The sequence below is a fragment of the Wenjunlia tyrosinilytica genome (genome assembly GCF_014646055.1).
GTDB classification, from domain to species: Bacteria; Actinomycetota; Actinomycetes; order Streptomycetales; family Streptomycetaceae; genus Wenjunlia; species Wenjunlia tyrosinilytica.
Window position 1 is genome coordinate 57,623 of sequence record NZ_BMMS01000019.1, and the last position, 13,606, is coordinate 71,228.

Below are 13,606 nucleotides of genomic sequence, written 5' to 3' on the forward strand. Positions count from 1 at the left end.
ACTGGCCGTGCGGCCCGGCAGCGGGCACCACGGCCAGGTCGTGCGGTGGAGCGTCGTGCGGTGGAGCGGGGTGCTACTTGACGTTGACCCCGGCCCAGGCCTTGTTCACGGCCTTGTACTCGGCGCTGGTGGAGCCGTACAGCTTCTTCGCCACCGCCAGGGTGCCGGTGCGGGCGCCGTGGTAGTCGGTGGTCGAGGTGAACTGCGTGGTCAGCGACTTGTACCAGATCAGCGCGGCCTTGGTGCGGCCGATGCCGGTCACCTTGGAGCCGTCGTAGGTCGGGCTGTTGTAGGTGTTGCCGTTGATGATCTTCTTGCCGCTGCCCTCGGCGAGCAGGTAGAAGAAGTGGTTCGCGATACCGGACGTGAAGTGCGGGTCGTCGTTACCCACACCGTCGAACCAGTAGTCGTACGAGATGCCGTCCTTGGACGGCTTGTCCATGTACCGCAGCGGCTTGCCGTTGCCGAAGATGTTGATCTTCTCGCCGATGTAGTAGTCCGGCTTGTCGACGGTGAGGTTCTTCTTGAACTCCACCATCGTGCCGTAGATGTCCGAGGTGCCCTCGTTGAGGCCGCCGGACTCGCCGAAGTAGTTGAGGTCGGCCGTGGCGCTGGTGACACCGTGGCTGATCTCGTGGCCCGCGACGTCGAGCGAGGTCAGCGGACGCTTGTCGCCCTCACCGTCGCCGTAGGTCATGCAGAAGCACGCGTCGGACCAGAAGGCGTTGACGAAGCCCTTGCCGTAGTGGGTACGGCTGAGCGAGCCCTTGTTGTCGTTCTTGATGCCCTTACGGCCGAAGGCGCTCTTGTAGTAGTCCCACGTCGCCTCCGCGCCGAAGTGGGCGTCCACGCCGGCCGACTGGCGGCTCGTGGTCTTGCCGTTGCCCCAGATGTTGTTGGCATCCGTGAAGAGCGTGCCCTTGCCGTCGCTCTCCTTGTTCCCGAGGTCGGTGGTGTACAGACCGCCGCGGGTGTTGTCCTTGAGCTGGTACCGGGTGCCGGACTTGTGCGTGGTGATCGTCACCTTGCCGACGCGCACACCGTTGCCGCTGCCGGTCTTGATGCCCTCGAAACTGGCGATGACGGCGCCGGTCCTGGCGTCCGTCACCACGTGCAGCTCGCTGGGCGCGCCGTCGTGCTGGACACCGTCGACCACGGTCTCCCAGGCGAGGGCGGGCTTGCCGGAGGCGGCCCACACGACCTTGCGCGGGGCGGCGGCGGCGCCGACCGACTTGAGGGCCTCGTCACCCTTCTTGTGCGTCTTCAGCAGCGCCTTGGCGGTGGCGGACGCCTTCGCCTTGGCGGCGGAGGCGGCCACGGCCGGGGTGGTGCCGGCGACGGCGATCTTCGCACCGGTCGCCTTGGTGACCGACGTCGTGGCGCCGTGCTTGTCCTGGTGGACGACCAGGTCGCCCCCGAGGACGGGCAGGCCCGCGTAGGTGCGCTCGTAGCGGAGGTGGCGGCTGCCGTCCGCGTCGACTATCGCATCCTTGACCTTGAGCTGTTCCTTGGCGCCGAGCCCGAGGCTCTTGGCCACCCCGGCGGACTCGCTGCGAGCGAGCGAGAGCGCGTCGGCCTGGCTGCGGCCGATGGGGGACTGGTTGTTGGGCGTGGCGGTGGCGGAACCGGAGAGGACTCCGGTAACGACCATCGCGGAAGCGGCGGCGACTGCCCCGAGGGCCAACTTCTTGCGCAACATATCTCCTTGTGTCCGCTGTTTGTGAGGCAGCGGGCGAGGCCCGGATCCGCCTGTCGCGGTCCGGGCACTGTGAGGACGCGGGTTCGCGTTGTTGGAGCTTTGCACCGTTACCTATTCGAATGCAGCTTCATACGCATGTTCGGCTCGTTGTGTAGGTCACACTTCGTCAAGCGGAATCCGCGATGAGGCTGATATGGCGACAAAATTCCCTGTGGACCGTTGTGTTCCGCTGCTGTCGAGGCGTCAGAGGCCCTCGAACCAGCCAGATTTGAGCCACGGGGCGGTAAGCGGCGTGTCGGTGACAGTTCGGGGTCGAAGGGGACGTATCCTCCGTCCGCGCGAAGCGGCGGCACCACCCTTGTACACGGTGGTGCGGCCTTCTGTTCGCTTATCACTGGTTTCTGTCTCTACTCGACCGGCGTCCGGCGAGCGGGCGGAGCGGCTGCCGGTACGGGCGCCCTGGCGATGAACTCCGCCGGGGCGCCGAAAGATGTCGCAGTCGCCTCGCCGAGGCCGACGGACTCGCCCGAGGACTCACCCGAGTGGGTGAGATCGGCGGTGGCACCGGTTCTCGGGTCCGGAGGGAGGAGTCGGGCCGGTCGTGGTGGCCGGAAACGGCGCGGCGCCACCGCGGCACCGCCGTTGGAAACGCCGCGCCGGGTCGGGTCTCTCGCGATGGTTCCGGTGGCTGAGACAGGGACGAGGCGCCGATGACCGGCCGGTACGGTGGAGCCGTGCCGAAGCCGCTGAGTCTGCCGTTCGACCCCATTGCCCGAGCCGACGAGCTGTGGAAGAAGCGCTGGGGATCGGTCCCGTCGATGGTCGCGATCACCTCGATCATGCGCGCCCAGCAGATCCTGCTCGCGCGGGTCGACGCCGCCCTCAAGCCGTACGGTCTGACCTTCGCCCGCTACGAGGCGCTGGTCCTGCTCACCTTCAGCAGGGCCGGCGAACTGCCGATGTCCAAGATCGGCCAGCGCCTGATGGTGCACCCCACGAGCGTGACCAACACGATCGACCGGCTGGAGCGCTCGGGCCTGGTGGCCAAGCGCCCCAACCCCGCGGACGGCCGGGGCACCCTCGCCTCCATCACCGGGAAGGGCCGCGAGGTCGTCGAATCGGCCACCCGGGACCTCATGGCGATGGACTTCGGGCTCGGGGTGTACGACGACGAGGAGTGCGCGGAGATCTTCGCCATGCTGCGGCCCCTGCGGGTGGGGGCCGGCGACTTCGAGCCGCAGTGAGGAAGAGGAAGGCGCCAGGAGTGTGGGGGCCCGCCCCCGTCGGCCCGGGTCCGCGATGTCGGCCAGGGCTTGCGTCCCAGGCGGCCCGGACCCGCAGGTCGAGCCGCCGCCCCCACCCCTGTCCAGCGCCCGTCCAGCGCCTGTCCTGGGGGCAGCGGTCCGCGGCCCCGGGCCGGGTGCGGGTCCGGCGGGGAGTGGGGCCGGTGCAAGGCGCAGGCGCGGCGGGGTTACGCTCGTGCGCATGAAGTCGAGTGTCTTGACCCGGTACCGCGCCATGGCCTACATCACGGCCGTGATGTTGCTCGTGCTCTGCACGTGCATGGTCTTCAAGTACGGGTTCCACCGGGGTGAGGGCCTCACGCTCGTGGTCTCCCAGATCCACGGTGTCCTCTTCATCATCTACGTGGTCTTCGCCTTCGACCTCGGCTCCAAGGCGAAGTGGCCGCTGGGCAAGCTGCTGTGGGTGCTGGCCGCGGGCACGATCCCGCTGGCCGCCTTCTTCGTCGAGCGCCGGGTGACGAGCGAGATCGCGCCCCTGGTGAGCGGCGAGCGGCAGACGGAACCGGCCAAGGCCTGATCCGCGCCCCGCGCCCGTACGCGTCCGAGAGCGGCCGCCCCCGACACTGGAGGGGGCGGCCGCTCTCGCCCTGTCCGGCGTTCGGCGTCCGAGGTTCGGCGTCCGAGGTTCGGGGACCGGCGTTCGACGTCCCCCGTTGGGCAGGGCGGCCGCGGTGCCACGGCCGCGGCGCCGAAGGCTCGCTTTGCCTGTGACGGGGGTCGCAGCCATAATTAGTTGGACGTCCTACTATTTTTACGAGGGCGACGGGGCCCGAGACACGAGGTGGAGGACGACATGGACGCTGCATCCATCGAGGAGGGCCGCCGCCGCTGGCAGGCGCGCTTCGACTGCGCACCCAAGCGCGACGCCGACTTCACCACCCTGTCCGGCTCGGAGGTCGAGCCGGTGTACGGCCCCGCGCCGGGCCAGGACGTCGAGGGCTTCGAGCGCATCGGATGGCCGGGGGAGTACCCGTTCACCCGGGGCCTGTACCCGACCGGCTACCGGGGGCGCACCTGGACGATCCGGCAGTTCGCCGGGTTCGGCAACGCCCGGCAGACCAATGAGCGCTACAAGATGATCCTCGAGGCCGGCGGCGGCGGCCTCTCGGTGGCGTTCGACATGCCGACGCTGATGGGCCGGGACTCCGACGACCCGCGTTCGCTCGGCGAGGTCGGCCACTGCGGTGTGGCCATCGACTCGGCCGCCGACATGGAGGTGCTCTTCGACGGCATCCCGCTCGGCGACGTCACCACCTCGATGACGATCTCCGGCCCCGCCGTCCCGGTCTTCTGCATGTACCTGGTCGCCGCCGAGCGCCAGGGGGTGGACACCGGCGTCCTCAACGGCACGCTGCAGACCGACATCTTCAAGGAGTACATCGCGCAGAAGGAGTGGCTGTTCGCCCCCGAGCCGCATCTGCGCCTGATCGGCGATCTGATGGAGCACTGCGCGAGCAGGATCCCGGCGTACAAGCCGCTCTCGGTCTCGGGCTACCACATCCGCGAGGCGGGCTCCACGGCCGCCCAGGAGCTGGCCTACACCCTCGCCGACGGCTTCGGCTACGTGGAGCTCGGGCTCAGCCGCGGCATGGACGTCGATGTCTTCGCGCCGGGCCTGTCCTTCTTCTTCGACGCCCATCTGGACTTCTTCGAGGAGATCGCCAAGTTCCGCGCCGCCCGCCGGATCTGGGCCCGCTGGATGCGCGACGTCTACGGGGCGAAGACGGACAAGGCGCAGTGGCTGCGCTTCCACACCCAGACCGCCGGTGTGTCGCTGACCGCCCAGCAGCCGTACAACAACGTCGTTCGCACCGCCGTCGAGGCGCTCGCGGCCGTGCTCGGCGGCACCAACTCCCTGCACACCAACGCCCTGGACGAGACCCTCGCCCTGCCCTCCGAGCAGGCGGCGGAGATCGCGCTGCGCACCCAGCAGGTGCTGATGGAGGAGACCGGCGTCATCAATGTCGCCGACCCCCTCGGCGGCTCCTGGTATGTCGAGGCGCTGACCGACCGCATGGAGGCGGAGGCGGAGCGGATCTTCGACAAGATCAAGGAGATGGCCGAGCGGGCGGTGCCCAACGGCGACCACCACATCGGGCCGATGACCTCCGGCATCCTGCGCGGTATCGAGGACGGCTGGTTCATGGCCGAGTCGGCCGAGGCCGCCTTCCAGTACCAGCAGGCCCTGGAGAAGGGCGACAAGAAGGTCGTGGGCGTCAACTGCCACCACGGCTCGGTCACCGGCGACCTGGAGATCCTGAGGGTCAGCCACGAGGTCGAGCACGAGCAGGTGCGCGTCCTGGCCGACCGCAAGGCCCATCGCGACGACGCCAAGGTGCGCGACGCGCTGGAGGCGATGGTCCGCGCCGCCAAGGACGGTGCCAACATGATCGAGCCGATGATGGACGCCGTCCGCGCCGAGGCGACCCTGGGCGAGATCTGCGGCGTCCTGCGCGACGAGTGGGGTGGTTACACGGAGCCCGCGCGCTTCTGACGGCCCGGCGGAGTGCGCGGCCCCGCGGCGCTCAGGCGAGCGCCGCCAGGCCGTCCAGCAGGAGTGCGGTGAAGCGGCCTGCCCAGTCGCCGTCGACGGGCTCGCCGCTCACCAGCGTCCGGTGCACCACGGCCCCGGCGATGACATCGAAGATCAGGTCGATGGCGGCGCCGGGGTCGCTCGTGTCCGGCGGAAGCTCCCCGCGCTCCTGGGCGCGGGCCCGGCCCCTGACCACCAGTCGCTTCTGCGGCTCGACGATCGTCTCCCGGATGCGGCGGCGCAGCTCCGGATCGCGGGTGGACTCGGCCACGACCGCCATCAGCGCCGTCTTGGTCTCGGGCCGGTCCAGCAGGGCCGCGAACTGCTGCACCACGCCCTCCACGTCCGCGCGAAGGCTTCCGAGGTCGGGCAGCTGTATCTCGTCGAGCAGCGCGGCGACGGCATCCACGACGAGTTCGTTCTTCGAGGGCCAGCGGCGGTAGAGGGTGGTCTTGGCGACCCCGGCCCGGGCCGCCACGTCACCCATCGACAGCTTGCCCCACCCCAGCTCGACGAGGGCGGCACGGGTGGCGTCCAGGATCGCCCGGTCCGCCTCCGCGCTGCGCGGCCGGCCGGCCCGTCGGAGGTATCCGTGGCCTCTGCCTGTCTGTGGCACGCGCAGACCCTACCTTTCCGCCTCCGAGCCGCCATGGCCTGAAGTGAGCCAAATCACCACCGATGGCGCACGCGGGGTTGCGGAGCGCGGTCCGGCAGGTATTACGCTACGGGTCGTAGCGAAAGAGCGCGACCACTGGCAGGACGTACGGGCCGAGGTGGGGACCAGGGCCCGGGGAACACGCACAAGAACGGGGGAACCACCGCTCGGGCACAGCACGTGTGCGGCGGTTCACGGACTCATTTCACGGGTACCGCGTCGAGGGGGGAGGATAAGACCTATGCAGCCACGGAACATGTCCATGAGCGGCGTGGTCGACCTCGCCGCGGTGAAGGCGGCGGGAGAAGCCGCGCAGAAGGCCCAGGAGGCCCGCGAAGCAGCGGCCAGGGCCGGAGACCAGGGCGGCCTCCCCGGGGCCGCCGAGGGCCTGGTCTTCGATGCCTCCGAGGCCACTTTCGAGACCGACATCCTCCAGCGTTCCGCCCAGGTGCCCGTCGTCATCGACTTCTGGGCGGAGTGGTGCGGTCCCTGCAAGCAGCTCGGACCGGTCCTGGAGAAGCTCGCCTACGACTACGCGGGCCGGTTCGTCCTCGCGAAGATCGACGTCGACTCCAACCAGGCGATCGCCCAGCAGTTCGGCATCCAGGGCATCCCGGCCGTGATGGCGGTCGTCGCCGGCCAGCTCGTCCCGCTCTTCCAGGGCGCTTTGAACGAGTCGCAGGTGCGGCAGTATCTCGACCAGCTCATCCAGGTGGCCGAGCAGCAGTTCGGCATCGTCGGCACCGCCGCCCCGGCCGGTGCGGAGGACGAGCGCGCCGAGGCTCCGCCCGTTCCGCAGTCGCCGGAGGACATCGCGCTGGCCGCCGCCCACGACGCGCTCGACAAGGGCGATCTCGGCGGGGCCATCCAGGCGTACAGGAACGTGCTGGCGCAGAGCCCGGCCAACGCCGAGGCGAAGGTGGGCCTCGCCCAGGCCGAGCTGCTGAAACGCGTCCAGGAGTCGGACCCGGCGAAGATCCGTGAGGCCGCCGCGTCCGCGCCGGACGACGTGGAGGCGCAGATCGCCGCCGCCGACCTGGACATGGTGGGGGGGCACGTCGAGGACGCGCTCGGCCGCTTGGTGGAGGCTGTGCGCCGGACGTTCGGCGAGGACCGCGACAAGGCCCGGCTGCACCTGCTGGAGCTCTTCGAGGTCCTCGGGGCGGACGATCCGCGCGTCGTGCAGGCCAGGGGGGCGCTCGCCCGAGTGCTCTTCTGATCACGCGCGCCCTCCAGGCGCCGTAGCACGCGCACCGGCTGACGATTTGTCGGCTTGCTGATCCATGACTCCCCGCTTTACCAAAACTTGGCAAAGCGGGGAGTTGGCTACCCTCGGTGAAATGCCCGCCTGTCTTCGTGTCGATGCAGGCGGGATTGTCGTTTTTCCTGACGGCTTCCTTACGCACTCTGCGTGTTCGCCGTTGTTTACGTGACCATGGTTTCGCCATCGCGCCGTTACTCGCTAGTAACGAACCACTTGTGCGCCCGCTCTCGATGGACCACGATCGGCCAAGCTCGGTCCATTCCTCCAGCCCGACAGCCACTCGGTGCTGTGGCGGGTGGGTCCCCACCGGGCCGGACGACGGCGCCGTCGCCGTCCGCGGACAGGGGGGTCCCCGCTGACCTAGCAGGGCCTGTCCGGCAAGGTTGCGCGAGAGCGTGGCCAGTGGTTGTCGCTCGGGGGTGATCGCCGATGCCGCCGGTCTCACCGTCCGCGTTTCCGCGGAGGGTTAGGGCTGGGGTCAGTGCCGGAAAAGGCGCTGTGCCGCCACGCCGTGACCGGTGGGAGCCGACGGCGCTCTCCTTCCCGAGGACGTAGCACTTCTCCCATCCCAGGCCCGTCCGCACCAGCGGCGCAGCCGGAGATGTACGTCCGAGAAGGAGGAAAGTCATGATGTCCCAGGCTCGTGGCCGCACCAGATGGAAGCGGTTTGCGGTAGTCATGGTGCCGAGTGTGGCCGCGACCGCCGCGATAGGCGTCGCGCTCGGTCAGGGTGCGCTCGCCGCGTCGTTCAGCGTCTCCGGCCAGCAGTTCAAGGTGACCGCCGACACGCTCGACGGCACCGGTTTCAGCCAGTACGGCGCCATCGACTCCGGTAAGTCCGGTGCGCACCCGGTTGCGGTGGTCGGCCTCGACCACGCGAACATCAGCAACCTGTGCCAGTCGGTCGTCGTCCCCGTTCCGGTCTTCGGCGACATCTCGCTGAAGCTCACCGCGGGTACCGGCGCGAAGAAGGTGGAGGCCGACAACCTCTACATCGACGCCGACGACCTCAGCGCGAACGCGACGTTCCACAAGATCGACATCGGTGTCTCGGTCGACGACCTCTCCAAGGGTCCGAAGCCGTCGAAGGGCGACAAGGTCCTGCCGGACTCCTTCGCCCAGCAGGCCGAGTCCGTCCACTTCGAGGACGTCAAGCAGCGTGCGTGGGCGACCACCGCGGGCACCTTCAAGCTGAGCGGTCTCGGCATGAAGGTGGAAAAGGGCAAGCACGAGTGCTACTGAGCACTGCCCCGCCCTTGACGCGCTGAACGGTGCGCGGGGACGGGGCCGTCCACGGACCACCGCGGACGCTCCGTCCCCGCCACCGGCCGAGCCGCCCCGCCCCGCGCGCGCCCAAGAGACCCTCCTGACCGGTGCCGGGCCAGGAGGGACCGCTCAAGAACCACCGAACGACCAGTCCAGGGAGCTGCCGAGATGAGTGCCGAGTCGCGACGACGGCCGACCGAAGGTGGATTCGGCCGAGCGCGCGTTTCTTTCCGGAACTGGCGCGGCCAACGCCCATTCTGGGGTGGTCTGCTGACACTGCTCGCCGGACTGCCGATCGCCTACTTCCCGTACGCCAACCTCTCGCTCGGCTCGCTCACCGTGCGGATGGCCACGACGGCCGGTGCCGGTTCGCTGATCATCGGCGTCCTGCTCATGGTGCTGGGTCTGACCATGTGGTTCCAGCCGATGTCGAGGGTCTTCGCCGGTGTCGCGGCGATCCTGCTGTCCCTGGTCTCGCTGGTGGTGTCCAACTTCGGCGGATTCGTCATCGGCTTCCTGCTGGGGCTGATCGGCGGCGGGCTCGGTATCTCCTGGGTGGCCGGAGAGGTAGTGGAGGACGGCGACGACGGCGACCCGGCCACGCGCCCGGGCCCCGCACCCGACGCGGGCGGCGAGCCGGCGGCTGCCCCGGCGCAGCCGGTGAGCGCGGGTTCCACCGACCAGCCGACGAACGGGAGGGACCACCGTGCCGGGTGACCAGGCTCAGGACGTGACTCACGTCCAGAACCGGCCCACAACGGGACCACGCCACGCAGCCCCGAAGAAAGCCCTGCTGACCCGGCTCCAGATACCGGCCGGCAAGGCCATAGCGATCGCGGCGATGCCGACCGCCGTGCTGATGGGCATGGGGCTCACCCCGCGGCTCGCCCAGGCGGACGAGACTCCCGGCAAGAACTCCTTCAAGCCCGGTCCGTGCGTGACCGCGTCCGACTCCCCCTCCCCCTCGGCGCAGGCCAAGGACGCGAAGGACGGCAAGGACGCCGAGAGCACCAAGGACTCGAACGACGGCAAGGGCGGCGCCAGCGCGTCCCCCTCGCACTCCTCGAAGCCCGGCAAGTCCCCCACGCACTCCCCGAAGCCCGGCAAGTCCCCCACGTCCGTGGACCCCTCGGCCGACGGCCCCGGCGACGACAACTCCAAGCCGGAGCCGAAGCCCTCGCAGAGCACCACCCCCGCTCCGCAGGAGTCCGAGCACGGCGGCATCCTGGACCCGATCCTGGATCCGCTCGGGGACATCCTCACCGGCGGTCACAGCGACGACGGCGCCAAGCCGGAGCCGAGCGACTCCGCCACGCCCACACCGTCCGCGACCCCGTCCAAGCCGGGCTCCGAGGGCAAGCCGGGCGGCGGCGGGGACGGCGGGACCACGGGCCCGAAGGCCGACGCGACCAAGCCGAGCGACGACGCCGACAAGCCCGGCGGCAGCGACGACGACGCGCCGGGCAAGCCCAGGCCCAAGAACAGTGCCTCGCCCTCGCCGAGCGCGAGCGCGAGCCCGAGCGAAGACGCCTCGCCCACCCCGGACCCGGACGGCAAGACGCCGTACCCGTGCCCGGAGGAGGGCCACGTCAAGGGCGACAACGAGCAGACCCCGAACATCCTGCCCAAGGACCCCTGGACGCTCAAGGCCAGCCGGCTCGGACTGCACGGCCTCAAGTACGACGGCGTGGTGAATGTGAGGACTTCGGCGGGCACCACCAAGCAGGCACTGAAGTTCCGTGCCTCCGGGATCGACATCGGCGACCTGCACCAGCTGGTCGACGGGCCCCTCGGCGTCACCATGCACATCGAGGCCCGGTCGGGCAGCACCTCCACCATCCGCGGTGGCGAGGTGACGATGTACACGGAGAAGCTGTCGGGCAAGCTGCTCGGGATCATCCCGATCACCTTCACCCCGGAGTCGCCTCCGCCGCTGACGCTGCCGGAGCTGTTCTTCACGGACGTCACGGTGGTCCAGGCGGGCCAGTTCGGTGGCAACCTCACCGTCCCCGGGCTGCACGGCTACTCGACCAAGTAGCGCGCGACCGAGCGGTCCGCAGCGTTCGGGAGAGCAACGCACAGCGCGGCGAAGGGCGCCCCTTCCCACGGGAGGGGCGCCCTTCGCCGCGCGGGTGAGCCGCTTACGGCTGCTCGTTGGCGCCGAGGTGGTGCACCCGGACCATGTTGGTGGTGCCGGGGACACCGGGCGGGGAGCCGGCCGTGATGATGACGGTGTCGCCCTCGGTGAACTGCGGGAGCTTGAGCATCGCCAGGTCGACCTGCGTGACCATGTCGTCGGTGTTCTCGATGAACGGCACGACGGACGCCTCGACACCCCAGCTGAGCGCCAGCTGGTTCTGCGTGGACTCGTCGGTGGTGTACGCGATGATCGGGATCGGGGAGCGGTAGCGCGACAGGCGGCGTGCGGTGTCACCCGACTGGGTGAAGGCGACCAGCGCCTTGGCGTTGAGGTAGTCACCGATCTCGGCGGCGGCGCGGGCGACCGATCCGCCCTGGGTGCGCGGCTTCTTGCCCGGGACGAGCGGCTGGAGGCCGCGGGAGAGCAGCTCCTCCTCGGCGGCGGAGACGATCTTGGACATCGTCTTGACCGTCTCGATCGGGTACTTGCCCACCGAGGACTCGGCCGAGAGCATCACGGCGTCGGCGCCGTCGAGGATCGCGTTGGCCACGTCGGAGGCCTCGGCGCGGGTGGGCCGCGAAGAGTTGATCATCGACTCCATCATCTGGGTGGCGACGATCACCGGCTTGGCGTTGCGGCGGCACAGCTCCACCAGGCGCTTCTGGACGACCGGCACCTTCTCGAGCGGGTACTCCACCGCGAGGTCGCCGCGCGCCACCATGACGGCGTCGAACGCGTCCACGACCTCCTTCATGTTCTCCACGGCCTGCGGCTTCTCGACCTTGGCGATGACGGGGACACGGCGCCCCTCCTCGTCCATGATCCGGTGGACGTCCTTGATGTCCTTGGCGTCCCGGACGAAGGACAGCGCGACCATGTCGGCACCCAGCCGCAGGCCGAATCGCAGGTCCTCGATGTCCTTCTCGGACAGGGCCGGGACGTTCACCGCGACACCGGGCAGGTTGATGCCCTTGTGGTCGGAGACGACCCCGCCCTCGATGACGATCGTGTGCACACGCGGTCCGTCGACCTCGGTGACCTCGAGGCAGACGGCTCCGTCGTTGATGAGGATCCGCTCGCCCTTGGTGACGTCGCCGGGCAGACCCTTGTAGGTCGTGCCGCAGATGTGCTTGTTGCCCTCGACGTCCTCGGTGGTGACGGTGAACTCGTCACCGCGTTCGAGCTCCACCGGGCCGTCGGCGAACGTCTCCAGGCGGATCTTCGGGCCCTGGAGGTCGACGAGGACGCCGATCGGGCGGCCCACGGCCTCCGACGCCTCCCGCACGCGGTGGTACCGCTCCTCGTGCTCCGGGTGGGAGCCGTGGCTCATGTTGAAGCGGGCCACGTTCATGCCTGATTCGATCAGCAGCTTCAACTGTTCGAGGCTGTCGACGGCAGGGCCCAGGGTGCAGACGATTTTCGAGCGGCGCATGAATGTGATCCTATCCACATGATTTTACTGACAGAAACTGACGTTATGTGACCAGAGGGTGACGCTTGGGGGGTGTCGGCGGTCACGCGCTGCTCACCAAGGCATACGCCTGCTGTGCGATCTCCAGCTCCTCGTCGGTCGGGACGACGGCCACGGCCACGCGGCTGCCGTCGGTTGAGATCAGTCGTGCCGAGTCGTCGCGCACCGCGTTGCGGACCGCGTCCACTTCGATGCCCAGCGCCCCGAGGCCCTGCAGTGCCGCCTGCCGGACGGCGGCCGAATTCTCTCCGACGCCCGCGGTGAACGCCACGGCGTCCACCGTGCCCCCGGTTTCCGCCGCGAGCACGGCGAAGTATGCACCGATGTACTTGCGAAGGCGGTGGGTGTACACGTCGAATGCGAGTTGAGCCGCCGCGTCCCCGGCCGCCATCCGCCGGCCGATCTCGCGCATGTCGTTGTCCCCGCACAGCCCCAGCAGGCCGCTCCTGCGGTTGAGCAGGGAGTCCACGGCGTCCGTTGACATGCCGGCGACCCTGGTCAGATGGAACACGATCCCCGCGTCCAGGTCACCCGAGCGGGTGCCCATGACCAGGCCCTCCAGCGGGGTCAGGCCCATTGAGGTCTCGACACACCGCCCTCCGGCCACGGCGGACGCGCTCGCGCCGTTGCCGAGGTGCAGCACCACCGAGTTGACCTCGGAGGGGTCCTTGCCCAGCAGCCGCGCGGTGGCGCGGGAGACATAGGCGTGGGAGGTGCCGTGGAAGCCGTAGCGGCGCACACCGTACTTGTCCGCGACCGCGGTGTGGATCGCGTACCGCGCGGCGTACTCCGGCATCGTCGCGTGGAAGGCGGTGTCGAAGACCGCCACCTGCGGCAGATCCGGGCGCAGTGACCGGGCGACCTCCAGGCCCGCGATATTGGCGGGGTTGTGCAGGGGCGCCAGCGGGACGAGCCCGCGGATCGTCTCCAGTACCTCGTCGGTCACCAGCGTCGGTTCGGTGAACGCGGTGCCGCCGTGCACCACACGGTGGCCCACCGCGGCAAGCTCCGCGGACTCCAGACCCAGCCCCTGCCCGTCCAGCTCACGGGCGACGATGCGCAGGGCCTCGCGATGGTCGGCCACCGCTCCCTCGCCGATCCGCTCGACGATCCCCGCGGCCGCGCGGGACTTGTCGGCCATGTCGATGAGCTGGTACTTCACCGACGAGGAACCGGAGTTCAGGACGAGGACCCGGGTGGGCTTCACTGGCGCTTCCCCCTCCTGGGGCTTGCTTTCGCGTTCTTCTCTCGGTGGCCGCGGTCCCGGTGGTCGC

General features: G+C 69.5%; 11 protein-coding genes. 7 read left to right on the plus strand and 4 right to left on the minus strand.

The annotated features are described in order from the left end of the window. Window positions 1-73: 73 nt before the first annotated feature. On the minus strand, window positions 74-1,699 hold the full coding sequence (locus IEY86_RS21690; RefSeq protein WP_189133469.1) for a M4 family metallopeptidase: 1,626 nt from the start codon (window positions 1,697-1,699) through the stop codon (window positions 74-76). Window positions 1,700-2,433: 734 nt separating this feature from the next. On the opposite strand from IEY86_RS21690, the gene IEY86_RS21695 reads away from it, so the two are divergent. The 3 genes from IEY86_RS21695 (at window position 2,434) to icmA (ending at window position 5,497) form a co-directional block, all read left to right on the plus strand. Beyond that, window positions 2,434-2,943, plus strand: a complete 510-nt coding sequence (locus IEY86_RS21695) for a MarR family winged helix-turn-helix transcriptional regulator (protein ID WP_189133470.1) — start codon at window positions 2,434-2,436, stop codon at window positions 2,941-2,943. A 241-nt stretch (window positions 2,944-3,184) separates the two neighbouring features. Continuing rightward, the gene (locus tag IEY86_RS21700; protein ID WP_189133471.1) at window positions 3,185-3,520 is read left to right on the plus strand and encodes a DUF3817 domain-containing protein; all 336 of its coding nucleotides are present in this window, start codon (window positions 3,185-3,187) and stop codon (window positions 3,518-3,520) included. Window positions 3,521-3,796: 276 nt separating this feature from the next. Continuing rightward, on the plus strand, window positions 3,797-5,497 hold the full coding sequence (gene icmA / locus IEY86_RS21705; RefSeq protein ID WP_189133472.1) for a coenzyme B12-dependent isobutyryl-CoA mutase large subunit: 1,701 nt from the start codon (window positions 3,797-3,799) through the stop codon (window positions 5,495-5,497). A 31-nt stretch (window positions 5,498-5,528) separates the two neighbouring features. Here icmA and IEY86_RS21710 read toward each other — a convergent pair whose 3' ends face one another. Next, on the minus strand, window positions 5,529-6,152 hold the full coding sequence (locus IEY86_RS21710; protein WP_189133473.1) for a TetR/AcrR family transcriptional regulator: 624 nt from the start codon (window positions 6,150-6,152) through the stop codon (window positions 5,529-5,531). Window positions 6,153-6,432: 280 nt separating this feature from the next. Here IEY86_RS21710 and IEY86_RS21715 point away from each other — a divergent pair, with 280 nt between their 5' ends. The 4 genes from IEY86_RS21715 (at window position 6,433) to IEY86_RS21730 (ending at window position 10,759) form a co-directional block, all read left to right on the plus strand. Further along, entirely contained in the window at window positions 6,433-7,410 is a 978-nt protein-coding gene (locus IEY86_RS21715) for a tetratricopeptide repeat protein (RefSeq protein ID WP_189133474.1), read from the plus strand. Window positions 7,411-8,082: 672 nt separating this feature from the next. Then, window positions 8,083-8,697, plus strand: coding sequence for a DUF6230 family protein (locus IEY86_RS21720; protein WP_189133475.1), 615 nt, complete (start codon window positions 8,083-8,085; stop codon window positions 8,695-8,697). Between the two features lie 192 nt (window positions 8,698-8,889). Further along, window positions 8,890-9,438 (plus strand): DUF6114 domain-containing protein, encoded by a 549-nt coding sequence (locus IEY86_RS21725; RefSeq protein ID WP_229698648.1) that lies wholly within the window; start codon window positions 8,890-8,892, stop codon window positions 9,436-9,438. A 13-nt stretch (window positions 9,439-9,451) separates the two neighbouring features. Next, complete coding sequence (locus tag IEY86_RS21730) at window positions 9,452-10,759, plus strand: hydrogenase expression protein HypF (RefSeq protein WP_229698649.1); 1,308 nt, start codon at window positions 9,452-9,454, stop codon at window positions 10,757-10,759. A 103-nt stretch (window positions 10,760-10,862) separates the two neighbouring features. On the opposite strand, the gene pyk is transcribed toward IEY86_RS21730, so the two are convergent. Together pyk and IEY86_RS21740 are read right to left on the minus strand one after the other, a co-directional pair. Continuing rightward, window positions 10,863-12,293, minus strand: coding sequence for a pyruvate kinase (gene pyk, locus IEY86_RS21735; protein ID WP_189133476.1), 1,431 nt, complete (start codon window positions 12,291-12,293; stop codon window positions 10,863-10,865). Between the two features lie 82 nt (window positions 12,294-12,375). After that, window positions 12,376-13,539, minus strand: a complete 1,164-nt coding sequence (locus IEY86_RS21740) for an acetate kinase (protein ID WP_189133477.1) — start codon at window positions 13,537-13,539, stop codon at window positions 12,376-12,378. Between the last annotated feature and the right edge of the window lie 67 nt (window positions 13,540-13,606).

Coding starts and splice junctions, on each gene's coding strand:
- IEY86_RS21725 (WP_229698648.1), top strand. CDS start 8,890: ATGAGTGCCGAGTCGCGACGACGGCCGACCGAAGGTGGATTCGGCCGA.
- IEY86_RS21720 (WP_189133475.1), top strand. CDS start 8,083: ATGATGTCCCAGGCTCGTGGCCGCACCAGATGGAAGCGGTTTGCGGTA.
- pyk (WP_189133476.1), bottom strand. CDS start 12,293: ATGCGCCGCTCGAAAATCGTCTGCACCCTGGGCCCTGCCGTCGACAGC.
- IEY86_RS21715 (WP_189133474.1), top strand. CDS start 6,433: ATGCAGCCACGGAACATGTCCATGAGCGGCGTGGTCGACCTCGCCGCG.
- icmA (WP_189133472.1), top strand. CDS start 3,797: ATGGACGCTGCATCCATCGAGGAGGGCCGCCGCCGCTGGCAGGCGCGC.
- IEY86_RS21690 (WP_189133469.1), bottom strand. CDS start 1,699: ATGTTGCGCAAGAAGTTGGCCCTCGGGGCAGTCGCCGCCGCTTCCGCG.
- IEY86_RS21700 (WP_189133471.1), top strand. CDS start 3,185: ATGAAGTCGAGTGTCTTGACCCGGTACCGCGCCATGGCCTACATCACG.